Source organism: Actinomadura soli (genome assembly GCF_005889715.1).
Lineage (GTDB): Bacteria > Actinomycetota > Actinomycetes > Streptosporangiales > Streptosporangiaceae > Spirillospora > Spirillospora soli.
In genome coordinates, this window is record NZ_VCKW01000113.1 from 1 (window position 1) to 26,782 (window position 26,782).

Here is a 26,782-nt window from a genome sequence, read left to right on the forward strand (position 1 = left end):
CGACGGGGACGGCCGGTGTGTCCGGCGGCGGGGGCGTGGACGCGGACGGAGGCGTCGCCGCGGCGTCCGGCCCGCGCAGCGAGCGGACCTGGTCGCCGGGCATGGTCGCGTCGATGGGCGTGCCGGGGTTGAGGACGAGCGTCCATCCGGTGTCCGGCCAGGCGGCGACCATGTCGACGAGGCTCGGCATGACGAACCTGGACGAGCCGATGGCCTCGTTCATCCACTTCAGGGACGTGAAGATCTGGATCGACGTGCGGCCGTGCACGGGCACCGGCCGCCATGGGAACCCCGGGTCGCCCGGGTCGATGCCCCACGGGGTCTCGGGATCGGCGGAGACGAGGACCTGCGCGCCGAGGAGGATGGAGAAGAAGGTGTCGGTGTCGCGGCGGCGGGCGGCGTCGAAGAGGCGCTGCTCGATGTCGTTCTGCGGGTCGAAGCCGTCCGTCATGCGCTGCGCGGCGCGCTGGTCGGCCCAGGTGGCGAGGCCGGGGAGCTGCTGGGCGAGGATGGTGCCGCCGGCGGGGGAGCCTGAGTTGATGGCGAGCAGCCAGTCGTGGTCGGGCCAGTAGCGCAGCGCGACGGTGAACGGCAGCTTGATGTACTCGGTGCCGGTCCCGGCGGCGTGGGCGGCCTCGATGAGACGTTCCGGGGACGTGAAGACGGGCACGACGGTGGAGCCGTCCACCTCCCTCGTCTGCCAGGGGAAGCCGGGACGGCCCGGACGCAGCGTGTAGTCGGTGTCGTCCGGGACGGGGAGCAGCACGTCCGTGGCGGCCAGGGTCTGCAGGAACAGGTCGTGGTCGTTGTTGGCGGCGGCGCGGAGCAGGTCGCGTTCCACGTCGTTGGCGGGCTGGAACTCCTGCCGCGGCGATTCGGCGGGCGTTTCGCGGGGCAGGTCGCGGTGCTGGTCGCGGAGCTCCTCCCAGGGCGCGGACGCGCGGCCGACCTGCGGCGGGCGCCCGTCGCCCGCGGCGACCTGGCGGACGAACCAGGACGGCAGCCGCGCCTCGATGGGCAGGACGGTTCCCCGGCCGGGGGCCGGGACGTCGACGGCAAGCCACCAGCGGTCGTCCGGCCACGTCTCGGCGATGTCGCCGAACCTGACCGTCATGAAATGCTGGTAGGACTGGCCGAGGCAGGCGCGCATCGCCGCCGCCGACGTGTAGACGAGCACGTGGACCCGGCCGTCCTCCTCCTGCGTCGGCCAGGACGGCTGCGTCTCGTTGGCGAGCACCCCGTCCACCACGTCCGGCGGGACGGGGACGACGAGCTCGCTCTCCGCGAGGATCCGGAAGTAACTCTCCTGGTCCCCGGCCCGTACGGTCTCCTCCAGTCGGTGCTCGAGATCCGACGTGGGTCGCCACGCGTCGGCCACGGTCGCCACCCCCTGTTTCTTCCGTGCTCGTCCCCGCGCGACTGTCTACGCTACATGGGCGAACAGGACCAAAGAGCATCGTCGCTCGGCAGCGCCGGAGTCTGCGCAGCTCAGCGGGCCGCCAGCTCGCCGAGGGCGGTGAGGAGGCGGTCGATGTGCTCCTCGCTCGTCCCGATGCCGAGGCTGGCGCGGACGGCGGTGTCCCGGCCCGAGGCGCGGTCCCCGCCCAGCAGGTGACCGACGAAGGGGTGGGCGCAGAACTTCCCGTCCCGGACGCCGATGCCGTACTCCTCGGACAGCGTAAGCGCGAGGTCCCGCGCGTTCCAGCCGTCCACGACGAACGACACGATCCCGACGCGCGGCGCCCGGTCGCCCCACAGGCTCAGCTCGTGGACGGACGGCAACGCGGCCAACCCCGACCGCAGCCTCGTCACCAGCGTTTCCTCGCGAGCGGCGACCGATTCCCAGGCGTCCGACAGGGTCTCGCAGGCGGCGGCGAGCGCGATGACGCCCAGCACGTTCGGGGAGCCCGCCTCGTGCCGCTGCTCGGCGGGCGCCGCCCACCGGGTCGTCCGCCCGACGGACGCGCTGGCGCCGCCGCCCTTCAGGTAGGGGGGCGCGGCGCGGAGCCAGTCGGCGCGCCCGGCGAGGACGCCCGCCCCGAACGGCGCGTACAGCTTGTGCCCGGAGAACGCGACGTAGTCGAGGCCGAGCGACGTCATGTCGATCGGACGGTGCGGGACGAGCTGCGCGGCGTCCACCGCGATGCGGGCGCCGTTGCGGCGGGCGACCCGCGCGAGTTCCCCGATCGGCCACAGCTCGCCGGTGACGTTGGACGCGCCGGTGACGACCAGCAGCCGCGACCCGACGGGGGACTCGCGCAGCGCCCGGTCGGCGGCTGAGACGGCCTCGGCCGGGGTGGCGGGCGCGGGCAGCCGCACGGCCCGCTTCCACGGCAGCAGGCTCGCGTGATGCTCGGTCTCGAAGACGACGACGTTCGTCCCGGTGGGGACGGCGTGCGCGAGCAGGTTCATCGCGTCGGTGGTGTTCCGGGTGAACACGACGGCCGACCGCCGCCAGCCGCCGACGAACGAGCGGACCGTCTCCCGCGCCTCCTCGTACGCCCCGGTCGTGACCTGCGAGGTGTACCCAGCGCCGCGATGCACGCTGCTGTAGTACGGCAGTGCACGGGTGACCGCCTCGTGCACCGCCTCCAGACAGGGCGCGCTGGCGGCGTAGTCGAGGTTGGCGTAGGGGACGTGGCGGCCGTCCCGCACCGGCACCGGGACGTCCACGCCGATGACGCGCGGGCCGGGCTGAACCCGGACCCCCTCGGCGCGCGTCACAGCAGGCGTGACGGCGGAGCGGGCGGACGGACCAGGATGAGCGGTGTGGGCGGAGCGGGCGGAGTGGGCGAGCAGCGTCGGCATGCCGGGACCTTCCGGGTCAGGGACCCCGGAAATCCGCCGGGATCCGCGCTTGCCGGAACGCGATCGTGCGTCCGGCCAGGTCTTCACCCGGGGCACCCCATCGCGGACGAAGGGTTGCCGGCCAGCGAGCCGGGGCTTGGCGCTGGCGCTCATGACCTCATGCGGAATTATATGCGGGGCCGGACGGGGATCAACCGGGAGGATGCGATGGGACACGGGATGGTTCGGGCGCTGGCCGCGGGCGCGGCGGTGCTCGGCGCGTCCGGCCTGCTGGGCGGATGCGGGGCGCTGGGCGGCGACTCCGGCCAGGTGTGCGCCGACACCAAGAAGGCGTTCCAGCAGTACATCACCCAGGTGAGGAGCGTCCCGGCGGCCGAGCCCGCGCAGTGGCGGCAGGCGACGGAGAAGCTCGCCGAACGCCTCGACGCGCTGGCGAAGCAGACCGGCGACGACGACCTGAAGAAGGCCCTCAAGGCGGAGGCGGGCAAGCTCCGCGCCGCCGCCCCCGCCGTCGGCACCGGTGACGTCGCCCAGCTCGACACCGTGATGAAGCAGACCCCGGCCAGCATCGGCGAAGCCTGCTGAGCGTCTCAGCCGATGGGGCCGGGGCGGCCGTCGCCTCCGCCTCCGCCGGGGTCATCGCCGCCGCCCCCGTCGCCGTCGCCCCCACCGGGGTCGCCGGGGTCGGGCGGGAGGATGGTCGGGAGGTCGGTGGGCGGCTCCGGGAGGTCCGGCGCGTCGGTGGACGGGGGCGGCTCGGACGGCCCGCCGGTGTCCGGCGGCTCCGTCCCGCCGGGGCCGATCCCGTCCGGCGGCCCGGTCCAGCCGCCGCCCGGCCGGCTCGACGGCGATCCGAACGACTCCGGCTCGTAGCCCTTGATGTTCACGGCGTCGCTCATGTACGTCCGCCAGATCTGCGCGGGCAGCTGCCCGCCGAACGCGCCGTACCCGGGGATGTTCAGCGGTTTGCCGTCGCTGCGGAACATCGCCACCGACGTCGCCAGCTGCGGGATGAAGCCGTTGAACCAGATCGCGCGGCCCTCGTCGGTCGTGCCGGTCTTGCCGGCGACGTCGCGGCCGTCGGGCAGCTGCGCGCCCGTCCCGGTGCCGCCGCGGACGACCTGCTGCATCGCGTACGTGGCGTCCCGCGCGTTCTGCTCGCTGAGCGCCCGCTCGCCCCTCTCGGCGAACGTGCGCTCGTGCTCCTCGTTGTCGGTGACGGACTTCACCACGTACGGCTCCCGGTGCACGCCCTCGGACGCGAACGTCGCGTACACGCCCGCCTGCTGGACGGGATGCAGCGACACGATGCCGAGCGGGAGCGTCGCGGCGGTGCGCTGCTCCGGCTTCATCTGCTCCTCGGGGATGCCCATCTTCTCGGCCATCTCGACGATCTTCTTGTTGCCGATGTCCTTGGCGAGGTTCACGTACGCGGTGTTGACGGAGCGCTGGGTGGCGGTGACGAGGTTCACCGTCCCGAAGCTCTCGTTGCCGTTGTTCTCGACGGAGTCGCCGCCGAAGTACTGCGGGGAGCTCCCGTCGTAGGTGTCGTTGAGGGACCGTCCGTCCTCCAGCGCGGCGGCCAGCGCGATCGGCTTGAACCCGGACCCGGCCTGCGCCCAGTCGCCGAAGGAGCTGCTCAGCGCCTCCTCCAGGTAGCCGCGGCCGCCGTAGAAGGCGAGGACCTGCCCGGTGGCCGGGTCGACCGACACGGCGCCCGTCCGGATCTTCTTGTTCATGCCCTCGGGGGCGTTCTGGTTGACGGACCGCCGCAGCGCGTCCATCAGCCGCTTGTCGAACGTCGTGGTGATCTTCAACCCGCTGCGGTTGATCTCGTCCTCGCTGTAGCCGCGGCGCTCGATGAGCTCCTTCTTGGCCACGTTGACCATGTAGCCCCGCTGGCCCTTGAGGACGTCGGTGATGCGCGCCTTCTGCGGCACCGGGAACTTCATCGACGTCGCCTCGGCGGGGTTCACCGCCCCGTCCCGCACCATGTTGTCGAGGACGGAGCGCCACCGCTGCTCGGCGTGGACGCGCTGCGCGCCGGCCGGGTCGGCGAAGTTGCTGGGCTGCTGGATCGCGGCGGCGAGGTACGCGCCCTCCGCGGGCGTCAGCTCCGAGACGTCCTTGCCGTAGTAGGCCTTGGCGGCGGCCTGCACCCCGTAGGCGTCGCGGCCGAAGTAGATGGTGTTGAGGTACTGCTCCAGGATCCAGTCCTTGGACTTCTCCCGGCCGACCTTCAGCGACACCATCACCTCTTTGAGCTTGCGGGTGACGGACACCTCCTTGCCGATGCCGCCGTAGTAGTTCCGGACCATCTGCTGCGTGATCGTCGACCCGCCCTGGAGCTGCCGCCCGCTCACCGTGGACCAGAGCGCCCGCGTCGTGCCCGACACGGACACGCCGGGGTCGTCGTAGAAGCCGCGGTTCTCCGCCGCGATCACCGCGTCGCGGGTGCTCTTCGGGATCCGGTCGAGCTTGACCGCGTCCCGGTTGACGCCGGTCTTCGCGATCTGCGTCTTGCCGTCGGAGTAGTAGAACGTCGGGCCCTGCGCGATCGCCTGCTCCTGCGGCGAGGGCACCGGCGTGAACAGGTAGGCGACGCCGAACGCGGCGATGCAGAACCCGATGAACGCGAGCATGAGGAACAGGGCCCGCCGCAGGTAGCGCGACCGGCGGCTCCGCGGCTTGCGCGGCCCCCTGCCGTCGCCTCCCCCCGGCCCAGGCCCGCGCCCGGGCGGTCCTCCCTGCTTGGACGACGTGGCGGCGGGCATGGTCTTGGTATCACCGTTCCCGGACACTCCGACACCCGCGGCCCCCGCCGCATCTGGCGCACCGGCGCCGGCCGGGGATTCGGCCCCGTCCCGTGACGTGGTCTCCGCGTCGATCGCGGTCTCGTCGGCGTCGGTCGCCGCCTTATCGGCGTCGTCGGTGTTATCGGCGGCCGGGGATTCGGCCGCGGCCGCGGCGGCGTCGCCGTCGCTCTTGTCGCCGTTCTGAGATATGTCGTCCTCGCTGGCGAATTCCGTGTCTTGGGCGGATTCTCCGGTATGCACGGTCAGCGTGGCGGTCGTGGGACCGTCCTCGCCGGCCGGCGGCGCGACCTCGGCGTCATGCGGGTCGGCCTCGCCCGGCCCGGTGCGCTCCTCGCCCTCCGGGCCCATTCTGCCGTTGCTCACAAGCCCCCCGTGAATAATGCGTTACCGACGATACCTGAGGGGATCGATGGGATGGGCCGCCCAATGCACAGTCCCGTGTTCCCATTAGGAGGACGGGTAATGCGCCTCCCCGGTTGTCGTGGGCGGATCCCGCACCATGAACTTTTTCGCAACGCCGAGGGGCGGGGACCCGGCCGGGTCCCCGCCCCTCGCTGCGCTCAACCTGTTCTCTGTTGGGGGCCGCCCCCCACGCCCCCCGGTTCGCTTCGCTCAGTAGTTGAAGCGGCCGCGCCGCGTCACTTCTGGATCTTGGCGATGATGTCCACGACGAACACCAGGGTGCTGTCGGCCTTGATGTCCGGCGGGCTGCCCTTCTTGCCGTAGCCCTCGCTCGGCGGCAGGATCAGCAGCATGCGGCTGCCGATCTTCGCGCCCGTGAGCCCCTTGTCGAAGCCGGGGACGGTGCCGCCGGTGCCGATCGGGAACTTGGCCGGCGCGCCGTTCTGGCCCCAGCTGGAGTCGAACTCCTTGCCGGAGTCCCAGAGCTTGCCCTGGTAGTTGACGACCGCCTCGTCGCCCTTGGCGAGCGCGGGGCCGGTGCCCTCGACGAGCGTCTTGACCTGGAGCTTCTTCGGCGCGTCCTCGCCCTTGGGGATCGTGACCTTGGGCGCCTTGCCGGGCCCCTGGTCCTCGACCTTGGGGAGCGTCTTGTCGTTGAGCTCCTTCTTCGTCCCCTGGGGGGCGGGGCTCTTGGGGACGACGGCCTGGACGTCCACGACGAAGACGACCCAGTCGCTGCCGCTGAGCCCGAGCTGCGCGCCGTCCTTGCCGAAGCCCTGCGACGGCGGGATCTGCAGGACGACCCGGCTGCCGGCCGTCTGGCCGACCATGCCCTGGTCGAAGCCCTTGATGCCGCTCTTGCCGACCACGAGCGGGCGCGTCGGCTGGCCCTGCGCCTCCTGCTTGTAGGACGACCCGAGCTGCTTGCTCGTGCTCTTCTTGGAGCTGTCCTCTTCGTCCTTGTCCTTGGACCACTGGTAGAAGGCGTACTGGACGTAGAGCGTGTCACCGCTGGCGATCTTGGGACCGGTGCCCCGGATCGGGACGGTCGCCTTGCGCTTGCCCTCCGGCGCGAGATCGGTGGGGATGTCGACCTTCGGCTCGGACGCGAACTTCCCGGTCACCTCGATCTCGGGCCCGGGCCGGTTCACCCACCACACGACGCCGCCGGAGATCGCCACCGCGACCACCACCAGCCCCGCGATCATCAGAATCCGCCGCTTGCGTGCCTGCTTGGCGGTCAGCGCGGACGGCGCGGACGGCCGGTTGAGCCCGCTGCCGCGCCCGGCGCTGATGCCGTGCGGGGTGAACTCCGGGCTGCGGATGTTCTTGGCGTTCGGGATCTTCGCCTTCGCCTTGATCGCCGGCTTGCCCCCGGGCTTGTCATCCTCGGACATGATTCCTCACTCGCTCCGGGTTCGACGACATCACGGAAGTGACCACCCTTCCAGGGTCGGTCTAAGCACAGCGTGAAAACCGCGCAAAGAAGGCCGACCCGCAATCTACCGGTCACGCGGGCCTTGGTGCGGCCCCCAATGACAGGGACGGGCCTATCGGTCACACGGCCTTGCGTGGGCACCGAGCGACCGGGACGGGCCAACCCGCAATGTACCGGTCATGCGGCGTGGATGGGCGCCGCGTGACAGGGACGGGGCCGACTCGCAATCTACCGGTCACCCGGCCCCCGTAGGGCCGTGCGCCTAGGGCGGGGGGACCGCCAGAATACCCCGTCCGCCATGACGCGCACGCCCATGCGCCACCGCGGGGTGGCAGGCTGGGGGAATGCGCCTCGCGACGTGGAACGTCAATTCCGTCAAGGCCCGCCTGCCCCGCCTCCTCGCCTGGCTGGACGAGACCGCACCGGACGTCGTCTGCCTCCAGGAGACCAAGTGCCGCGCCGACCAGTTCCCGGCCGCCGAGGTCGAGGAACTCGGATACGCCACAGCCGCGCACGGCGACGGCCGCTGGAACGGCGTGGCCGTCCTCTCCAAGGTCGGGATCGAGGACGTCTCGAACGGCTTCCCCGGCCAGCCCGTGTACGAGGGCGAGACCGATGATCCGCAGACCAAGCTGACCGAGCCCGTCCTGCTGACGCCGGAGGCGCGCGCGGTCGGAGCCACGTGCGGCGGCGTCCGGGTCTGGTCGCTGTACGCGCCGAACGGCCGGACGCCCGAGTCCGCCCACTACACCTACAAGCTCGCCTGGTTCGCGGCACTCCGCGAGGCGCTCGCCGCCGAACTGGCCGGGGGGACGCCGCTGGTGGCGTGCGGCGACTACAACGTGGCCCCCACGGACGAGGACGTCTGGGACCCGGCCGTCTTCATCGGCTCCACGCACGTCACCCCGTCCGAACGCCAGGCGCTCGCCGATCTCCAGGCCCTGGGCCTCCACGACGTGATCCCGACCCCCATGAAAGGCCCCTTTCCATTCACATACTGGGATTACCGGGCTGGAATGTTCCACAAGAACATGGGGATGCGGATCGACCTGTTCTATGCGAGCGAGGACGTCGCCGGGCGTGTCCGCTCCGCCTACGTCGACCGTGAGGCGCGGAAGGGGAAGGGGCCGTCCGACCACGCTCCCGTCGTCGTGGACCTCGACTAGCCGGCTGAACGGGCGAGGCCGTTCGCGCGGGCGAGGAGGCGGCGTTTGCCCGTGGTCGCGTCGTCGGTCTGCTGGAGGACGGTGAAGCCGCGGGGGAGGAGCGAGGCGGGCTCTCCGGCGGCCAGGCACCATTCGGCGGGCAGGCCGGGCCGGTCGCGCCGCGCGTCCTCGGTGAACGCCTCCCAGGCCAGCGCGCCGCCGTCCAGGACGACCCGGGCCGCGCGGTCGAACACGGTGCGGTCCCAGAAGCCGGTGCACAGCACCAGCGCGTAGCCCGGGGCCCGCGGCCGCCAGGCGCCCAGGTCGGCCTGGACGAGCGTGATCAGCGGGCCGAGCCCGCGGCGCGACGCCTCGGCGCCGAGCCGGCCGAGCGCGGCCTCGGAGATGTCGACGGCCGTGACGGCGCGGCCGGTCTCGGCGGCGCGCAGGGCGCTGCCAGACGGCCCGGACGCCAGATCGAGCACGCCGCCGTCCGGCAGATCGAGCGACAGCGCCCGCTCCGCCAGCGGATGGACGCGCGTCAGGGCCGGAGCGTCCCCGTATTTGGCGTTCCACCGGAGCCTGTCCGGATGCCCGGCCAGGTCCGGTGGCACATCGTCCATGCGGCCGACTCTACGCCCGGCGAGACGCGCGGCCCGGACGTCCGGCCCGGACGTCCGGGCGGACGTGCGGGGCGGCGGCTAGCGGAGTTCCGCGACGAGGAGGATGAAGATCGCCGTCGGGAAGCCCCTCCGCCACCACGGGTCTTCGCGCATCTGCTCTTCCGTCGGGTGGGGTTCGCGCAGGTCGGCGATGACGAAACCGGAGTCTCGGAGCGTTCCAGCATAGAACTCCAGCGGCCGGAGCCACGATGTCACCATCGAGGGGGATTCGAGCCCGTCCACCAGGAACCGCTGGTCGATCCCCCGGGACGCGAAGTACTGCGCCGCCGGGATGCTGGCCGTCGCGCCGCGCTCGGAGTGCTCCACGTAGAAGCACGGGTGCAGGGTCAGCAGGATCAGCCGCCCGCCGCTCTTCAGGACCCGGGCGATCTCGCGGAGCGCGTCGGTCGGGTCCGGCAGGTGGCTGAACAGGTGGTTGCAGACGACCAGGTCGAACGTCCCGTCCTCGAAGGGCAGGTCGTCGACGCTGGCGAAGGTGAACCTGGCCGCGCCCTCCGGCGACGGGTGCGAGGCCGCCGCGTCGACCAGGCTCTGGCAGGCGTCGATGCCGTCGACGTCCGCGCCGCCCGCGGCCAGCGTGCGGGAGAGGTACCCCTCGCCGCAGCCCGCGTCGAGGACGCGCAGCCCCGCGACGGGGCCGATGGCGTCAAGGACGGCGGCGTCGGTCAACTCCGTCCGGTACCGGTCGCGGCGCTCCCTGATGACCTTGACCCAGTACTCCGCGTTGGCCTCCCATCGTTCCTGCGTCAGATTCGCAATGGCCTGCGCCGTGTCCTCCACCGGCTCCCCATTCTCCAGAAGCTGGTTCAGACGGTGCCCTTGAGCTGCCGAACCAGCGCGTTGCACGTCTGTCTGATCCTTTTGTCGCGGCAATCGAGCCCGCGCAGCTCCAATGCCTGGATCAGCTCGACGATCTTTCCCCCGAACGCGGGATCGCGTTTCAGCGCGAGCGGTATGTACGTCGACACCAGGTAGTAGAAATAGGCGTCGTTGTACACGGCGATCTCGCGTAATACCTCGGTGGCCGTATTGCGCAGCGACAGGGAGCTCGGCAGGGTGAAATCGCTGCTCAGACGGCTGTCGCGGGCGTAGGTCGGGAACGCCCATTCCTCCAGCGCCGCGTACACGGGCGTCGTCTCCAGCTCCCTGCGGTACCGCTCCGCGAGCTCGAGGTCGTCGAAGTTGATCAGGAAGCCCATGATGACGCCGCGCGTCGTGAACGCGGTCTGCCGGGCGGGGACGTCGAAGCCGAGATCGGCCTCGATCGCGTCGGTCACCTTGCTGACCTGGTGCGCGATGACGTTGACCGCCAGGATCGAATGGAACGAGTACGTCTTGCGGTGCAGCCGGGGAGCCAGGTCGACCGAGGAGTCGTGGAGGATCTTCGGGTCCTGCAGGATGCCCCGGCCCGGCTCGTCGGAGAAGATCAGCTCAAGGGCGCGGTCCGGTTCGCTTCCCCAGAAGCGGGCGATGAAGGACGACGTCTTCTGCGTCGGCTCGCCGCGGACGATGCACAGCGCCGCCTCGAGCGCGTTCAGCAGATGCTGCTGCGGGACGGGCGAGTTCTCCAGGGCGGACAGGTCGACGGAGAGCCCGACGTCGTGCAGGTCGCCGATGAGGGCGTCGCGCCTCTTCTGGACGGCGTGCGACATCGAGTACTCGGCGATGCCCGGGATCGACGACATCAGGCTCTGCAGGGAGCGTCCGCTCACCCGGTCGAGCCACTCGACGTTGTCCCACAGCCGGAACACGGTGCTCTCGTCGAGCCCGGAGAAGGCCGCGACGTCGGACATGTTGAGGCCCATGTCCTTGGTGATCTCGGAGAGTGACTTCGGCTCGCCGTCGGCGGTCATCGCTCGCCCTAGATGTGGCACTTGTTGGCACTTTGATCGTACCGAAGCGCCGGGCATACCGCGCGAGGTGACGGCGGTTGTGTTCGTTCTGTCATCGACGGCGGAGAGCATGGCGGGCGGTCACTCCGCCCGCGCGGCGTCGCCGCCGAGGTCAGTGGTGCGGCCGAGGCCGGTGGTGCGGCCGAGGCCGGTGGTGCGGCCGAGGCCGGTGGTGCGGCCGAGGTTGGCGGGCGCGGGGAGCCCGCAACCAAGGTCCGGGAACCGCCGCAGCCCGGTGTGCTGGGCGTGCGACGCGGCGGCGTTGTCCAGGAAGCCCCTGTTCGCCTGGACGAGCCGGCCCGCGATCGAGCACCTGCGCAGCGCCCCTTCGGCGAGTTCCCGGCCGGCGGCGTAGGTGCCCTCGCCGCCGAGGTAGGTGTGGTACGGACGAATGCCGTACGGATGGGTGCCGTTCGGACGAGCGCCGTACGGCAGGGCGACGCCGGGGGCCGACGCGTCGAGCAGCGGCCCGCGGGCGTCCGCCTCGTCCTCCCGCGGACCGTGCGCTGACCGTCCGGTCAGGCTCGGCGTCGGCCCCAGCGTCACGGCAGTCGCCACCCTTCCCTGACGCCCACGCCGAACCAGAACGTCGCCCCGTTCTTGCTCCGGTGGGTGCCGAAATCGGTGGCGAGCGCCTTCATGAGAAGGAGTCCCCGCCCGTGCACCGGCAGGGGCTCCTTGGGCGCACGCGGCTGGCCGGGCGCGGCGCCGCCGTCGGTCACCTCGACGCGGACGTATCGGTCGAGGTGCATGACGGACAGCGTGATCGTCCCGTCCGGGCGCGGCCTCGCGTGCAGCACCGAGTTGGTCATGGCCTCGCTGGTCAGCAGTTCCAGGTCGCCGAGCTCGGTCCGGTCGGCGCCGAAGTGCTGCCCGACGAGTTCCCTGACATAGGACCTCGCGAGCCGCACCGCGGCCGGGGTCGCGGCGAGATCGATCTCGCCGATCAGCCGCCCGCAGGACTTGCCGTTGTTCCAGGCGGACGGGATTCCGAGTTCCAGCGAAGGTGCGGGCGCCGGGACGAGCACAGGTGTCCCTGACCACGCTTCAGATGCGTTCATGGCGGCGTTGGCTTCACGTCTCCGTGTCGGGCTGTATGCGAACATGTGTTCTTCGGCCTGGAGGAAGTGAACTTTTCTCATCCGGTTCGTCCGCGGAAGCCGTTGCCGGTGCGGACCTGACCGGGATGAAAAGCGTTCAGTGGACGTGGGAGTGAAACAACACACACTCTGACGCATCGCGCACGGGTGAGTCACCGACTCTTGCGCGCATGCAAGGCACTTGCCGCACGCTGCGAATACTCGCCAACCGTCCCCGATCCGCCACCTGCCACCAGGGCGCCGGCGGACCGGCGGCCGGGTGTCGTTGATCACGATTCCGTTAAGGAATGAGCCGGGGCAGAAGTGCGTCGCGGAGCCCTGCCAGGCTCCTGTTCTCGGCCGCCGCGGCCTCAACTCGCCTGGCCAGGGGTTTCACGAACTCGTCGAATCCGCGGGCGTGGCCGTCCGGCCAGGGGACCTCATGGGCGGCGAGGTCCGGCCATTTCGCGCGCGGCATTCTCGTGCCGTCGCCGAGCGCGGACGCGTGCGCGACGACGTCGTCGCTCGACAGTGCCGCGAGGAGCCAGCCCCGGTAGGCGTCCTGCTTCGGACGGACGACGAGAATGTCGGTCGAGGCGATCCCGCCGACGAACGCGAGGCCGACCTTGTGGAAATAGGGGCGGAGCTTCCCGAAGAGCACATCGCCGGGCGCGAAACGCCGCTTCGCGCTGATCACGTTGGACGAATCCGTCCACGACGTGAGCCACATGTGGCGTTTCGGCATGTGTTCGAGGGCGATGTAGTTCTCGTCCGGGGGGATGCGGCCGGGCGGGATGTTCGACCGCACCAGCGACCCCAGGCGCTCTATCCGGATCGTCGCCGTCGCCGCGGCGGCCAGTTCCGCGTAGCGGGCGCGGACGAGCTCGTCGGCCGCCGCCGCGATGCGGGCGTTCACCGCGATCTTGTCGTCCAGGGCGGTGAGGACGGAGGCCGCCGAGTCCTGCTCCGCGCGGGTCATCCGGGCGACGGTGAGCCGGCCCAGAATGCCCTGCGTGAGCAGCGGCTGGCCCGAGCCGATCCGGTACCGGTTGAGGTCGAGCCTTTTGAGCAGGTAGTAGACGTAGCGCGGGTTCACGCCGTCCTTCGCCGTGGCGATGATGGCGTTGTCGGTGACCCAGCAGCGGTCCCGGCTGTAATGGACGGCGCCGCAGTACGACCCGACGCGTCCGACAATGGTGGCGTGGGCTTCGGCGTTGAAAAGGCCGGACGTCCCTATCACGCCGTTGGCGCCGTAGGTCTGGTACGCCGTGCCCCGGCCGGCGGCGCCCGACTTCCCGTTCGAGAACGTGACGATCTCGCCGAGTGCCGCCCGCCCGTCACTCATCGAGCCTCATCGAGGCGTCCCAGTTCCGCGCGGACGATCCGGTCGAGCCGTGCCGACTCCTCGAACTGCGCGAACAGCTCCTTGGTAAGGCGCCCGACCATGTCGGCGAGGGGCTCGCCGCCCGCGGCCGCCTTCGCCGTCCCGACATAGCGTCCCGGGGTGAGGACGTGGTCATGGGACCGGATCTCGTCCAGCCCGGCGGCGTAGCAGAACCCCGGTACATCGGAGTGCGCGCCGTCCCGCCAGGAACGGTACGCGCCGGCGATCCCGGCGATGTCGGCGCCGGTCAGGACGCGTTCGGTGCGGTCGATCATCGTGCCCATGGCGCGCGCGTCGACGAACAGCACCTGGTTTCGCGTGGCCTTGCCCTTGTCCAAGAACCAGAGGCACGCCGGAATGGGCGTGCTCCGGAAAAGCTGGCCCGGCAGCGCGACAATGCACGACACAAGGCCCGCCTCCACCATCGCGGAGCGAATGCCGCGTTCGGCCGACTGCCTGGACGACATCGACCCGTTCGCCATCACCACGCCCGCGGCCCCCTGAGGGCCCAGTTTGGCGACGATATGCTGTATCCAGGCGAAATTGGCGTTAGTCGCGGGCGGGACTCCGAAGCGCCACCGCGGGTCGCCGGTGTCCCGGTACCAGTCCGACATGTTGAACGGCGGATTGGCGAGCACATAATCGGCCTGGAGTTCCGGATGCGCGTCCTCGTAAAAGGTGTCGGCCCACCGTGGGGAAAGGTCGCCGCTGATCCCGTGGACGGCCAGATTCATCTTCGCCAGCCGCCATGTCCGCTCGTTCGCCTCCTGCCCGTGGACGGCGATGTCGTCCAGCCGTCCACGATGGCTGAGGACGAACTTCTCCGCCTGCACGAACATGCCGCCCGAACCGCAGCACGGGTCGTAGACACGCCCTTTGAAAGGCTCCAGGATCTCGACCAGAACTTTCACGACACTGGGCGGCGTATAGAACTCTCCGCCGCGCTTCCCCTCGGCCCGCGCGAACTTCTCCAGAAAGTATTCGTAGACCTCACCGAGCACATCACGGGCAGTTTTCCCGCCCTGCTCGCCCCGCGCGCCGTGCCCGCCGAACCGCACATCGCCGATCACCCCGACCAGCTCACCGAGGCGGCGCTGGTCGACCTCGTCCCGTCCGAAGAGCTTCGGAAGGACCCCCGCCAGCGGGGGATTGGCGCGCATGACCGCGTCCATGGCCGCGTCGATCGCCGTGCCGATCGTCCCTGAACGGGCCTGCGCGGCGAGGTCCGCCCACCGCGCTCCGCGCGGCACCCGGAAGCCGCCCTCGCCCGCCGAGTCGGACACGTACTTGAGGAACACGAGGCCCAGCACGAAATCCCGGTAGTGGGCCGCGTCCACGGAACCCCTCAGCTTGTCGGCGGCCTTCCAGAGAACCTCCTTGAGGTCCGGGTCGGTGCTCATGCGCCGATTGTGCCCCGCTGCGCGCACTCGCCACGCCACGCCGCGCCTGTTGGACGGGCGCCCGATCCGGTGCGAGGCTGCCCGGCGTGGTGGTCATGGGCGTTCTGGCACTGGCCGCGCTGGTGGGATGGCTGTACCTGGCCCTCGGACACGGCGGTTTCTGGAAGACCGGCCCGTCGCTTCCGCCGGGCACCGACCCGCCCGAATGGCCGGACGTGGTGGCCGTCGTCCCGGCCCGCGACGAGGCGGCCGTGCTCCCGGAAACTCTGCCGACCCTGCTGGAACAGCACTATCCGGGCGATTTCCGCGTCGTCCTGGTCGATGACGGGAGCGGCGACGGCACCGCCGAGACCGCCGAGCGCCTCGCGGGCGGCCGGGCCGGTTTCCGCGTCGTGCGCGCGAAGGAGCGTCCCGAGGGATGGGCGGGCAAGGTCTGGGCGATGTCGGAGGGCGTCCGGGCGGCGGGCGGCCCGGAGTTCCTCCTGTTCACCGACGCCGACATCGCCTACGCGCCCGGAACCGTGACGGGACTCGTCCGCGCCGCCACGTCCAACGGCGGACGCGACCTGGTGTCGCGGATGGCGACGCTGAGCACTCGCACCGGCTGGGAACGCCTGCTCGTCCCCGCGTTCGTGTACTTCTTCGCGCAGCTCTACCCGTTCCGCCGGGTCACCCGCGACGGGGCGCGCACCGCCGCCGCGGCGGGCGGCTGCATGCTCGTCCGCCGCGCCGCCCTCGCGCACGCGGGCGGGCTCACGGCGATCAGGGGCGCGCTGATCGACGACGTGGCGCTCGGACGCCTCATCAAGCGCGACGGCGGACGATGCCGCCTCGACCTGGGCCGCGACGTCGTCAGCCGCCGTCCCTACCCGCACCTGTCCGACCTGTGGACGATGGTCGCCCGCAGCGCCTACCACCAGCTCCGCTACTCACCGGCCCTGCTGGCGGGCACCGTCCTGACGCTTCTCCTCATGTACGCGGTCCCGCCCGCCGCCGCCCTGGCGGGCCTGACCGGCCTCGCCCTCGGCGGCGGTGAGGCCGCGCTCGCCGCCACGGCGGGCCTCCTCGCCTGGACGATCATGGCCGCCACCTACACGCCCATGCTCCGCTTCTACCGCCTGTCACCCCTGCGTGCCCTGGCCCTGCCCCTGGTGGCCCTCATGTACGCGGCCATGACCGTCGACTCGGCCCGCAGGCACCGCGCCGGCACGGGCGGCGCATGGAAGGGCCGGACGGCCCCGTAGAGGGGGTGTTGCGCGGCAATCATTGTTGCTATGTGTAGTACTCCGTACCTTTTTGACAGGGGTGGGCGATGGTGGCCGGCGGATCGGCGGGGGAACGGGCACGCCGCATCCGCGAGAATGCGCTGAGACTGCAGCGCCTCGCCTGGGAGGCGCACCGGCAGGCGGCCCGCTGGGAGGCCGCGGGGGAGGCCGAGCGGCAGGTCGCCGCCACGCTGATGTCCCTCACCGCCACCGGCTGGCAGCTGCTCGTCGACCGGGAGTGGCCCGGGACGTCCGCCGCGAACGTCGACATGATCCTGATCGGGCCGCCCGGCGTGTTCGTCATCGACGTCAAGCGGTGGCGCGATCCGCCCGCCGTGATCGGGGGCCGTCTCCATTGCGGCGGTGAGCCCCGCGACGGCGAGGTCGGCAAGCTCTTGAACCTGACCCGGACGGTCGAGGAGCACGCGGCCGACCTGGGCATGTCCCCGGTCGCGCTGAAGCCCCTGATGATCTTCGCCGGGCACCGGCTCGACACGCGGGTGGGCGGCGTCCGCCTGCTGGGCCGGATGGACGCCATCCCCGCGCTGCTCGGGGAGCGGGAACAGCTCCAGCCGGCGATGATCCGCGCGATGTCCGGACACCTGGCGGAGCGCTTCCGCGAACACGCCTTGACGTCCCTCGACGAACCCGCCACGCCCGCCACGCCCGCCACGCCCGGTCCGCCCGGCCCCTCCGCGGCGGGCGACGCGCTGTTCGACGTCGAGGACGTGGAGCGCGCCGCGACGGGGTCGGTGCTCCAGGCGCCCATCGAGCGGTGGATGACGTTCCTGCACCCGGACCAGGTGTCGATCGTCCGGCGCGACTGGGGCGGACCGGCGCGCATCAGCGGCCCCGCCGGCACCGGCAAGACCGTCGTGGGCCTGCACCGGGCGGCTCACCTGGCCGGACGCACGACCGGCCGCATCCTGTACGTCACGTTCGCCAACAACCTGCCGCGGGTGCAGTGCCGCCTGTTCGGGACGATGGCGGCCGCGTTCGCCGGACGCGTCGAGTTCACCAGCCTCCACACCTGGGCGCGGACGTTCCTGGACGGCCGCGGCGTCCGCCTCGACCTCGACGGGAGCCGCGCGGACGACGCCTTCTCCCGCGCCTGGGTGAGCGCGGGCCGCGACAGGGTCCTCCCGGAGATCGACGCCACGCCCGGCTACTGGCGGGAGGAGATCGACTACGTGATCAAGGGACGCGGCCTGACATCCCTGGAGGAGTACCGCACGGTCGCACGGCCGGGCCGCCGCACCGCGCTGCGGACGGCGCACCGCGAAGCGGTCTGGCTGCTGTACGAGGAGTACGAGCTGCTGCTCGCCGAGCGCGGCGTCTGCGACTTCAACGACGTCCTGCTGGCGGCGCTCGCCGAACTGACCGAGCGTCCCTCCGAACCGTCTTACGCCGCGGTGATCGTGGACGAGGTCCAGGACCTCACGCTCACCGGCGTCAGGCTGCTGCACGCCCTCGTGGGGGACGGCCCCAACGGGCTGCTGCTCATCGGCGACGGCCAGCAGGCGGTGTATCCGGGCGGGTTCAGGCTCACCGACGCCGGGATCCGGATCAAGGGCCGCGGGGCGGTGCTGCGGACCAACTACCGCAACGCCGCGACGATCCTGGAGACCGCGCTTGAGCTGGTCTCCGGCGACCCGTTCGACGACCTGGAGGGGCCGAGCCCGAACGGCCGCCGCACGGTGGACGCGACCTACCACGACGGACTGGTCCTCCGCGTGGACGCCGCCGACGCCGCCGACCACGACCGCCGCCTCATCGCCGCGATCAACGACCTGACCGCCCCGGACGGGACGTCGTCGCTGGCCGGCGCGGCGGTCCTGTGCCGGTCGCGCCGCGACATCGACCACTACCACCGCTGCCTGAGCCGCGCCGGGATCCCAGTCCTGCGGCTGGAGCGGTACGACGGGCGGCCCGTCGAGGCGGTCAAGCTCGGCACCTACCGCCGCGCCAAGGGCCTTGAGTTCAAGCAGGTCTTCCTGCCGCACCACGACGCCGACGTCAACGCCGCGATCACGGACGCCCCGGCGGATCCCGCCGGCCAGGAGCGTTCGGAGCTGGCGCGACGCCAGCTGTTCGTCGCGATGACCCGGGCCCGCGACCTTCTCTGGCTCGGCTCGGTCGCGTCCCCTCGCTGACGTCCGGCCTCAGCAGCGGGCAGGATGGCCTCATGGACTTGGTGGAGTTCCTCCGCGACCGTCTGGCCAGGGACGAGCGGATCGCCCAGGCGTGCGCGGGCGCCCCCTGGAAGGCCGCGTCCTCCGGAACGGTCAACACCGACACCTCCGAAGGCGAGGACGAGCGCGAACCCGCCTTCGTGGCGACGGCGGAGAACGGGGCGTACGCCGAGCACATCGCCCGGCACGACCCGTCCCGGACGCTGCGCGAGGTGGCCGCCGCCCGCCAGATCATCGACGACTACGAGAAGGAGACCTGGATCCTCGCGCAGGGCGGCCGGACCCCGGAGGTCGAGGCCGCCCATGCCGCCCGCGAGTCCGTGCTCCGCCTGCTCGCCCTCCCGCACGCCGCGCATCCCGCGTACCAGGAGGAATGGCGCCCCTGACGCGGCGGCACGAACCGGCGCCCGGCCCCCCGGGCCGATGATCAATGTGGGACGCGCCTGACACAACGGACCGATGGCCTGTAACCTCGATGGGGGAGCCGAGAGGCGCTGCAACGGGCGTTCGCCCGCCACGCTCGGCTCCGACCTCCGGATCTGCAAGGGCGCCTCCCATATCGACTGGGAGGTGCTTGGAAATGACCGAGAACACACTTCACGAGCTTCTGCACCAGCGGATCGCCGTCCTCGACGGCGCGTGGGGCACGATGCTCCAGGGCGCGGGCCTCGGGCCGGCCGACTACCGCGGCGACCTCATCGGCGGCGACCATCCGAAGGACGTCACCGGCGACCCCGACGTGCTGAACCTGACCCGTCCCGACGTGATCCTGGACGTCCACCGGCAGTACCTCGACGCCGGCGCCGACATCACCACGACGAACACGTTCACGGCGACGAGCATCGGCCAGGGCGACTACGGGCTGGAGAGCCTCGTCCACGACATGAACGTCCAGGGCGCCCGGCTGGCCCGCCAGGCCGCCGACGAGGCGGGCGGACGCCTCGTCGCCGGGTCCGTCGGCCCGCTGAACGTCACCCTCTCCCTCTCGCCGCGCGTTGAAGACCCGGCCTACCGAGCCGTCACGTTCGACCAGGTCAAGGCTTCGTACGCGGAGCAGATCGGCGGGCTCGCCGAGGGCGGCGTCGACCTCCTGCTCATCGAGACGATCTTCGACACGCTGAACGCGAAGGCCGCGATCGCCGCCGCCCGCGAGGTCGCCCCGCACCTGCCGCTGTGGATCTCGGTGACGATCGTCGACCTGAGCGGCCGGACGCTGTCGGGCCAGACCGTCGAGGCGTTCTGGCGCTCCGTCGAGCACGCCGAGCCCCTCGTCGTCGGGCTGAACTGCTCGATGGGCGCCGACGAGAACCGCCCGCACGTGGAGGAGCTGGCCAGGGTCGCCGGCGCCCACACCGCGTTCTATCCGAACGCCGGCCTGCCCAACGCGTTCGGCGGCTACGACCAGTCACCGGACGAGATGGGCCGCAAACTCGGCGAGATCGCCGCGTCCGGCCTGGTCAACGCGGTCGGCGGCTGCTGCGGGACGGGCCCGGAGCACATCGCCCGCATCGCCGCGGCCGTCCGGAACCAGGCGCCCCGCGAGCCGGCGAGGCCCGCCGCCGCCCCCCGCTTCAGCGGCCTCGAACCCTTCGAGATCGGCGCGGACACCGGCTTCGTCATGATCGGCGAGCGCACCAACGTGACCGGGTCCAAGCGGTTCCGGAAACTGATCGAGGCGGGCGACCACCAGGCCGCGGTCGACGTCGCGCTCGAACAGGTCCGCGGCGGCGCGAACCTCCTCGACGTCAACATGGACGCCGACCTGCTCGACAGCGAGCGGGAGATGACGACGTTCCTGAACCTGATCGCGACCGAGCCCGAGGCCGCCCGCATCCCGATCATGGTGGACAGCTCGCGGTGGAGCGTGCTCGAGGCGGGGCTGAAGACCGTCCAGGGCAAGGGCGTCGTCAACTCGATCAGCCTGAAGGAGGGCGAGGCCCTGTTCCTGGAGCAGGCCCGCCGCATCCGCGACTTCGGCGCCGGCGTCGTCGTCATGGCGTTCGACGAGCTGGGCCAGGCCGACACGGCCGAGCGCAAGGTCGAGATCTGCGGACGCGCCTACGACCTCCTCACCCAGCAGGCCGGTTTCCCCGCCGAGGACATCATCTTCGACCCGAACGTCCTCGCCGTCGCGACCGGCATCTCCGAGCACAACGGCTACGCGAAGGCGTTCATCGACGCGCTGCCGCTCATCAAGGAGCGCTGCCCCGGCGCCCGCACCAGCGGCGGCATCTCCAACCTGTCGTTCTCCTTCCGCGGCAACGACGTCGTCCGCGAGGCGATGCACTCGGCGTTCCTGCTCCACGCCGTCCGCGCCGGGCTCGACATGGGCATCGTCAACGCCGGGCAGCTCGCCGTCTACGAGGACATCCCCGCCGACCTGCTCGAACTCGTCGAGGACGTGCTGTTCGACCGCCGTCCCGACGCGACCGACCGGCTCGTCTCGTTCGCCGAGAACGTCAAGGGGAAGGGCACCAGGCGCGAGGTCGACCTGTCCTGGCGGGACGCGCCCGTCGCCGACCGCCTCTCGCACGCCCTCGTCCACGGCATCATCGACTTCATCGAGGACGACACCGAGGAGGCCCGCGCGCAGGCCGCCCGCCCCCTCGACGTCATCGAGGGCCCGCTGATGGACGGCATGAAGGTCGTCGGCGACCTGTTCGGCTCCGGCAAGATGTTCCTCCCGCAGGTGGTCAAGAGCGCCCGCGTGATGAAGCGGTCGGTCGCCTACCTGGAACCGTTCATGGAGCGGGAGAAGCAGGAGGCGCTGCGCGCCGGGCGGATCACGTCCGACCGCGGCCAGGGCAAGATCGTCCTCGCGACGGTCAAGGGCGACGTGCACGACATCGGCAAGAACATCGTCGGCGTCGTCCTCGGCTGCAACAACTACGACGTGGTCGACCTCGGCGTCATGGTCCCCGCCGCCAAGATCCTCGACACGGCCGTCGCGGAGGGCGCCGACGCCGTCGGCCTGTCCGGCCTGATCACGCCGTCGCTGGACGAGATGGTCTCCGTCGCCTCCGAGATGGAGCGCCGCGGCCTCCGGCTCCCGCTGCTGATCGGCGGCGCGACGACGTCCCGGCAGCACACCGCCGTGAAGATCGCGCCCGCCTACGACGCGACGACGGTCCACGTCCTGGACGCGTCCCGCGTCGTCGGCGTCGTCTCCGACCTCCTCGACGAGGGCCGCGCCGAGACGCTCGCCACCGCCAACCGCGCCGAGCAGGCCAGGCTCCGCGAGCTGCACGAGAACAAGCAACGCACCCCCCTCCTCACCATCGCCAAGGCGCGCGCGAACCCGGAGAAGGTCGACTTCGCCGACCTGCCGACCCCCGACTTCACGGGCGTCCGCGTCGTCCAGCCCGACCTGACCGCCATCCGCGAGATGATCGACTGGCAGTTCTTCTTCCTCGCCTGGGAGCTGAAGGGCAAGTACCCGGCGATCCTCGACCAGCCCGTCGCCCGCGAGCTGTTCGACGAGGGCAACGAACTGCTCGACCAGATCGTCGCGGACAAGGCGTTCGAGGCCCACGGCGCCTACGGGTTCTGGCCCGCGCACTCCGACGGCGACGACATCGTCCTGCCGCAGGCCCGCTTCCCGATGCTCCGCCAGCAGACCGCCAAGCCGGAAGGCCGCCCGAACCGCTGCCTCGCCGACTACATCGCCCCGTCCGGCGACCACCTCGGCGGCTTCGCCGTGACGATCCTCGGCGCCGAGGACCTCGCCGCCAAGTACGAAGAGGACAACGACGACTACAAGGCCATCATGGTCAAGGCCCTAGCCGACCGTATGGCCGAGGCGTTCGCCGAGTACGTCCACCTGGAGGCCCGCCGCGCCTGGTTCGAGCCCGGCGCCGACCCCGCCCTGGAAGACCTGCACGCCGAACGCTTCCGCGGCATCCGCCCCGCGCTCGGCTACCCGGCGAGCCCCGACCACAGCCTGAAGGAGACCCTGTTCGACCTGCTGGACGCCAACCGCCTCGGCATGAAGCTCACCGAGTCGTTCGCGATGACCCCCGCCGCCAGTGTCAGCGGCCTGATCTTCGCGCACCCGTCGTCCCGCTACTTCACCGTCGGACGCGTCGGCAAGGACCAGATCGAGGACTACGCCGCCCGCTGCGGCCTCCCCGTCTCCGAGACCGAACGCTGGCTCGCCCCGAATCTCGCCTACGACCCCAAATGATCCTGACATCATCCACGATGTGAGGATTCAGACCCTCGAGGCGGTTGGCCGCGTCCGACCACCAAGCCGCGAGCACCGCCCTCGGCGCCTTGAGAATCTGAACCAAGATCGCCCCATTGGCGTCGGTATGAGGCAAGGTCATCAACGAGGGGGCACCGATGCTGAACGTCCACGGGTGGAACGCGATCGACGGCGCGCTGAAAGCGCGTTACGGGGACGCTGAGCGCCTCGAATGGGACGCGCCGATGCCGTACCGCCCGATGGGCGGCCCCATCCCGATGGGCCAGTTCGTCACCAACACCATCGCGATCTACCCCCGCGACGAGCCCGTCCCGCACTGGCACCTCATCGGCTACGCGCTGACCGCCCCGTACGAGGAGCGCGGCTACGAGTTCACGCTCCGCGTCCCCCGCCTCCCGGACGAGCCGAACCCGCCGAACTGGGCGATGGCCCAGCTTGAGAACCTCGCATCGTACGTGTCCAAGAGCGGCAACGACTTCAAGCCGGGCCACTACATCGAGCTCCCGAACCCCATCGACCCCGGCCGTCCCGGGTCGGCGATCCGCGCGGGCGCCCTCGTCCTGGACCCGGAACTCGGCCGCGCGGACACGCCCCTCGGCGAGGTCGCGTTCCTCCAGTTCGTCGGCATCACCACCGGCGAGCTCCACGCGGCGCAGTCCTGGAATGTCGAGGGCCTCCTCGGCGCCCTCGCGCCGCACCTTCCCGTCCTGCTCACCGACCTGGACCGCTCCTGCCTGGCCGACGTTCCGACCGTCGCGACGGCGGTCCGCGAGGGCTCGCGGCGGGACGGCTCCGGCACCGGCTTCCTCTTCTTCCACAAACTGGACGCGGACACCTCCGACGGCGTCACCCTGGAGATCGGCGCGCAGCACATCCCGCAGCTCACCCGCGTCCTCCCGGCCCGCGTCCCGCACGGCAACCCGCTGATCCTCCGCGGGCCCGGCACGCCGATCGTCCTGCTCCCCGGCCCGGCGTTCGCCCACACCGAGACCGACCAGGCCCTGGAGATCACCCTCCCCGACACCGTCACCCACGCCATCGCCGAATCCGTCCACCCCGCCCCCGGCACCTACACGCTCGACGCCCTAACCATCAACGTCGTCCCCTAAGCTGAGGCGTGCGCGTGTAGCGGACGGGGACGTGGCCAGAACGCACTCGGTCGCTAGGTCCCGCGCATCAGACCGGCGTAGCCCGACTCAACCTGCCGAAGCTTCTTCTCTCGCCTGCCGAGCTTGCTGAACCGCTAGCCAGCGCCTGGCATAGTCCGCCGACTCTCTGAGGAACTCGTCCAGTTCGGGCCCCTTAAGCTCCGCTCCATGGAAAAGTTCCAATAGAACGGCGAAGCCTGCATTGACCATTGCCTCGTTGTCGGCACCATACGGTTCACGGTCTTTGAGAGTCTGGTCTTCGAGGACAGCGCGTATCATGCCCTCCGCAACACGGGGGTTGATCTGCAACGCGTTCTCCCTGAGGATGGCTTTCCGCAGGTCGGTGACGTAACGGATGACCTCGGGGATGGTGAAGTTCGGAGAGAATTTTCGCAGAACCGCCACCGCGAACGCTGAATAAGCCATCAAATTGTGAGCGATGGCATTGCTCTCGGCAGTCGACACATCGAAGGTGCTTGGGTCGTTAGGGTCGTCGCTTAGAAACCGGCGGAGAAGCTCAATGTGCTCATCTCCGACTTCAATATCTGAGAAGTCGGTCACGAGTTCATTTCCTCCGCGAAGTAGCGGGCCCTGGCAAGAAACTCATCGAGTTCGTTCGAGGTTAGATCTTCGTCCGCGATAAGCCCTGCAAGCAGGAGGATCTGAGTTCCGTAGCCGACATCGCCACCGATGTTCTTCCGGGCCTCAGGGGGAAGCTTTCCGAGCGCAATTTTGATCATGGTCTCGCCCACGTTCGGGTCGAGTTTGCTCTCTGATTCCTCCAGTCTCAGCCGTACGGAGGTGACGAAGTCGATGATCTCAGCATCATCTGCCGGGCTTCCGTCCTTGATGAATCGGCGCCTGACGGCTTCGAAGAATGCCCCGGCGACCAGTGCCACGTAGCCGATGTTGGCCGCCTGCGGGTCGAGCTGGTTGAACAGTCGATAGTGTTCGTCGCCCTGGCCTGCCAGTTGAGCGCGCAGCGCGGCCACCTGATCATCGGTTACCGTCATCGTTCCTCCTCCAAAGTCTTCTGCCCGCCGTGCGGAATCCCTCCACCAGGCTGTACATGACCATAGCAGCAGCGACGATCCCCATTGCGGCGCTGGGAATATTGGCCGAGTTGTCCAGTTCCCTGATCTGAGGGCTATTGTCCTTTGTTCCGGTCGGATAGTCCGATGGCGGTCTGTGCTCCGTTAGTTTGAGCGCGTCATTGCCCAAGTCGTTGCCGGTCTTAAGGGCGTCCTCGACGTCATTATTGAGGCCGCGCATCATTTTTTTCCAGTCCGACTCCTGCTCGGGGTCGGGTTCTCGCAGGTCTTGGTTTTCGTTGATCGGGGTTAGGGGTTCGCCGCGTTCGCGGGTGAGTTCGCCGGCGCCGGCCGGGTCGAGATCGGCGCGGGTCGGGAGTCCGGCGAATCGGTCGGTCTCGTTCTCCTCGGGTGCCGGGGATGCGGGTTGGTTCTCAGTGTTCCTACCACGGTCGTCGTTGCCGTCGTTGTCGCCATCTGAGATTTCGTCCGGTCTTTCCTCGGCTTCGGGGGACGGCTGGGAATCATCGCGTTCGGCGGGTCGGTATTCGGTGTCCCGGCCGGTGTCCGGGATGTCCTCGGCTTCCGGTGCGGTGGATTCTCGGCCGGGCTCGTCCAACACCTCGGATTCGGGCTGCCGCTCGGTTCCCGGTTCGCCGGGCTCGTTGTCGGCGAGCAGCGGTTCGGCGCCGTCCGTGCCGACTTCGTTTCCGGCGCGCGGCTCCTGGCCGGGCGGGTCCCATCTGCCGGTTTGTGCGCCTTGCTCGTCCGGCCGGTCTTGAGTGCCGGACGCGTCCAGGCGGCCAGCGTCGGTCTCGGGCGTCTCACTGTCCGCCGACGCCGCATTCTCCGCCTCGGTCTGACGCGTCCGTGACTCGGCCCGCGGACCTCTGCCCACCTCGGGTGACGGTGTGGGCTCGGTGCCCTGCTCGGCTTCCGGGCCGCCCGGTTCACTGAGGCGCGCGTCGGCCGGGTCGTCAGTGTTAAACGTGCTCGCCTCCCGCGCACGTGCCCACGACTCCGCCCGTGGCCCGGGTGGTGTGGCCCGGTCATCGTCGTGACCAGGTCCGCCCTCCGGCTCCCGGCTCTCCAACGCTTGTGGGACGTTTCTCTTCTCGTCTGAGTCCTGCGGCTCGGGCTCGGCTGCGGCCTTGCCCTGGTCCGGCTTCTCGGCGCCCCGCTCGGTGGTGGCGCCCTCGGTTTCGGCGGGGGCGCGGGCGGCGGCTCTGCTCTCCAGTCGCGACGGCTGCCCCGGGGAGCCCGGACGGTCCGGTGGCGGCTGAGAGGTGTTCTCGGGTGTCTGCGGCTGGTCGGCGGGCTCAGGTTTGATGTCGGTCCCGCTGGTGTGGTCGACGCCCACCATCAGCCCTTCCGCCGGACGGTACCGAACCGGTTCTTCGCCGACCGGCCCAGCATGGTCGGACGCCACCCGGAACGCGCGGGGCCAACGCCCGGAAACGCCGCCCGTCAATGAAACCGTGCACGTCCGAGAATTGCACCTCTCCCGGCCAATGCACAGAAAACAATCACGCGAATCCGTGTCGTGGTGGCCGGCAGACCTCGTTCTTCGTTCATCGGTGCTGGACGCGCACCGACGAATAACATGTCAAGTGCCGAGCATCCCCCGAATTCGCAACCGTCCGGATTGTGCCCTTTGGTCTTACCGTGACGTGATGCCTCTTGGACGTCCGGTCACGTCACCGACCGATCGACGCGACCCGGCGAACTCATGGCTACGGGACTGGACGCCGCGAATCCGTGCCGTCTTGCTGGCTCGTCCGTTCCCCGGGAGCTGCATGTGCCGCGTCCGCGCCGTCCGCGTGATCTGGGTTTGTCCGTCGCCTTGGCCGCCCGGTGCACCAGTCAGAAAATCCTGCCTGGGGGCGGGTGGGTCC

At 70.5% G+C, this 26,782-nt stretch carries 21 protein-coding genes and 2 riboswitches; of the genes, 7 read left to right on the forward strand and 14 right to left on the reverse strand.

Translation table 11 applies throughout. The features are described 5' to 3' along the window. Both ETD83_RS21850 and ETD83_RS21855 read right to left on the reverse strand, forming a co-directional pair. A partial coding sequence (locus ETD83_RS21850; RefSeq protein ID WP_138647005.1) for an SseB family protein occupies positions 1-1,387 on the reverse strand: 1,387 nt, incomplete at its 3' end. 101 nt (positions 1,388-1,488) lie between these two features. Then, positions 1,489-2,808 (reverse strand): aminotransferase class V-fold PLP-dependent enzyme, encoded by a 1,320-nt coding sequence (locus tag ETD83_RS21855; protein WP_138647006.1) that lies wholly within the window; start codon positions 2,806-2,808, stop codon positions 1,489-1,491. Positions 2,809-2,848: 40 nt separating this feature from the next. Next, positions 2,849-2,965, reverse strand: a riboswitch (SAM riboswitch). Between the two features lie 50 nt (positions 2,966-3,015). Here ETD83_RS21855 and ETD83_RS21860 point away from each other — a divergent pair. Beyond that, the gene (locus ETD83_RS21860; protein ID WP_138647007.1) at positions 3,016-3,393 is read left to right on the forward strand and encodes a hypothetical protein; all 378 of its coding nucleotides are present in this window, start codon (positions 3,016-3,018) and stop codon (positions 3,391-3,393) included. Between the two features lie 5 nt (positions 3,394-3,398). On the opposite strand, the gene ETD83_RS21865 is transcribed toward ETD83_RS21860, so the two are convergent. After that, a complete protein-coding gene (locus tag ETD83_RS21865) occupies positions 3,399-5,987 on the reverse strand; it encodes a transglycosylase domain-containing protein (protein WP_230421073.1) in 2,589 nt (862 codons plus the stop codon). A gap of 275 nt (positions 5,988-6,262) precedes the next feature. Beyond that, positions 6,263-7,423, reverse strand: a complete 1,161-nt coding sequence (locus ETD83_RS21870) for an FKBP-type peptidyl-prolyl cis-trans isomerase (protein ID WP_138647008.1) — start codon at positions 7,421-7,423, stop codon at positions 6,263-6,265. A gap of 385 nt (positions 7,424-7,808) precedes the next feature. On the opposite strand from ETD83_RS21870, the gene ETD83_RS21875 reads away from it, so the two are divergent. Continuing rightward, on the forward strand, positions 7,809-8,630 hold the full coding sequence (locus ETD83_RS21875; protein WP_138647009.1) for an exodeoxyribonuclease III: 822 nt from the start codon (positions 7,809-7,811) through the stop codon (positions 8,628-8,630). On the opposite strand, the gene ETD83_RS21880 is transcribed toward ETD83_RS21875, so the two are convergent. The 7 genes from ETD83_RS21880 to ETD83_RS21905 all read right to left on the reverse strand — a co-directional run bounded on the left by ETD83_RS21880 (position 8,627) and on the right by ETD83_RS21905 (position 15,047). Then, the gene (locus tag ETD83_RS21880) at positions 8,627-9,232 is read right to left on the reverse strand and encodes a class I SAM-dependent methyltransferase (protein WP_138647010.1); all 606 of its coding nucleotides are present in this window, start codon (positions 9,230-9,232) and stop codon (positions 8,627-8,629) included. The two genes, ETD83_RS21875 and ETD83_RS21880, sit on opposite strands and share 4 nt — an antisense overlap. A 78-nt stretch (positions 9,233-9,310) precedes the next feature. Beyond that, positions 9,311-10,072, reverse strand: a complete 762-nt coding sequence (locus ETD83_RS21885) for a class I SAM-dependent methyltransferase (protein WP_171064365.1) — start codon at positions 10,070-10,072, stop codon at positions 9,311-9,313. 26 nt (positions 10,073-10,098) lie between these two features. Continuing rightward, the gene (locus tag ETD83_RS42690; RefSeq protein WP_171064366.1) at positions 10,099-11,145 is read right to left on the reverse strand and encodes a hypothetical protein; all 1,047 of its coding nucleotides are present in this window, start codon (positions 11,143-11,145) and stop codon (positions 10,099-10,101) included. Between the two features lie 120 nt (positions 11,146-11,265). After that, on the reverse strand, positions 11,266-11,730 hold the full coding sequence (locus ETD83_RS21890) for an SAM-dependent methyltransferase (RefSeq protein ID WP_171064367.1): 465 nt from the start codon (positions 11,728-11,730) through the stop codon (positions 11,266-11,268). Further along, complete coding sequence (locus ETD83_RS21895) at positions 11,727-12,245, reverse strand: ATP-binding protein (protein ID WP_171064368.1); 519 nt, start codon at positions 12,243-12,245, stop codon at positions 11,727-11,729. The genes ETD83_RS21890 and ETD83_RS21895 overlap by 4 nt, the downstream gene beginning before the upstream one ends. Before the next feature lie 319 nt (positions 12,246-12,564). Then, positions 12,565-13,608: a restriction endonuclease subunit S gene (locus ETD83_RS21900; protein ID WP_138647013.1), complete on the reverse strand. Its 1,044-nt coding sequence runs from the start codon at positions 13,606-13,608 to the stop codon at positions 12,565-12,567. Then, positions 13,605-15,047, reverse strand: coding sequence for a type I restriction-modification system subunit M (locus ETD83_RS21905; protein ID WP_138647014.1), 1,443 nt, complete (start codon positions 15,045-15,047; stop codon positions 13,605-13,607). Before ETD83_RS21905 ends, ETD83_RS21900 begins: the two co-directional genes overlap by 4 nt. Positions 15,048-15,142: 95 nt before the next feature. Here ETD83_RS21905 and ETD83_RS21910 point away from each other — a divergent pair, with 95 nt between their 5' ends. The 5 genes from ETD83_RS21910 to ETD83_RS21930 all read left to right on the forward strand — a co-directional run bounded on the left by ETD83_RS21910 (position 15,143) and on the right by ETD83_RS21930 (position 23,817). Further along, positions 15,143-16,291: a glycosyltransferase gene (locus ETD83_RS21910; protein ID WP_138647015.1), complete on the forward strand. Its 1,149-nt coding sequence runs from the start codon at positions 15,143-15,145 to the stop codon at positions 16,289-16,291. Between the two features lie 68 nt (positions 16,292-16,359). After that, positions 16,360-18,465 (forward strand): nuclease-related domain-containing DEAD/DEAH box helicase, encoded by a 2,106-nt coding sequence (locus ETD83_RS21915; protein WP_138647016.1) that lies wholly within the window; start codon positions 16,360-16,362, stop codon positions 18,463-18,465. A 32-nt stretch (positions 18,466-18,497) separates the two neighbouring features. Next, complete coding sequence (locus tag ETD83_RS21920) at positions 18,498-18,890, forward strand: DUF6221 family protein (protein ID WP_138647017.1); 393 nt, start codon at positions 18,498-18,500, stop codon at positions 18,888-18,890. Between the two features lie 94 nt (positions 18,891-18,984). Beyond that, positions 18,985-19,064: riboswitch (S-adenosyl-L-homocysteine riboswitch) on the forward strand. A 20-nt stretch (positions 19,065-19,084) separates the two neighbouring features. Further along, complete coding sequence (gene metH / locus ETD83_RS21925; protein ID WP_138647018.1) at positions 19,085-22,687, forward strand: methionine synthase; 3,603 nt, start codon at positions 19,085-19,087, stop codon at positions 22,685-22,687. 158 nt (positions 22,688-22,845) lie between these two features. Further along, on the forward strand, positions 22,846-23,817 hold the full coding sequence (locus tag ETD83_RS21930) for a suppressor of fused domain protein (RefSeq protein WP_138647019.1): 972 nt from the start codon (positions 22,846-22,848) through the stop codon (positions 23,815-23,817). An 87-nt stretch (positions 23,818-23,904) separates the two neighbouring features. Here the strand turns inward: ETD83_RS21930 and ETD83_RS21935 are convergent, their stop codons facing one another. From ETD83_RS21935 to ETD83_RS21945, 3 genes are read right to left on the reverse strand one after another with little or no spacing between them, the layout of a single operon-like run. Beyond that, positions 23,905-24,417 (reverse strand): hypothetical protein, encoded by a 513-nt coding sequence (locus tag ETD83_RS21935; protein ID WP_138647020.1) that lies wholly within the window; start codon positions 24,415-24,417, stop codon positions 23,905-23,907. Continuing rightward, positions 24,414-24,869 (reverse strand): hypothetical protein, encoded by a 456-nt coding sequence (locus ETD83_RS21940; RefSeq protein ID WP_138647021.1) that lies wholly within the window; start codon positions 24,867-24,869, stop codon positions 24,414-24,416. The genes ETD83_RS21935 and ETD83_RS21940 overlap by 4 nt, the downstream gene beginning before the upstream one ends. Then, positions 24,853-26,250 carry a hypothetical protein gene (locus ETD83_RS21945; protein ID WP_138647022.1) on the reverse strand — a complete coding sequence of 466 codons (1,398 nt, stop codon included), beginning with the start codon at positions 26,248-26,250 and terminating at the stop codon, positions 24,853-24,855. The genes ETD83_RS21940 and ETD83_RS21945 overlap by 17 nt, the downstream gene beginning before the upstream one ends. Positions 26,251-26,782: the final 532 nt, after the last annotated feature.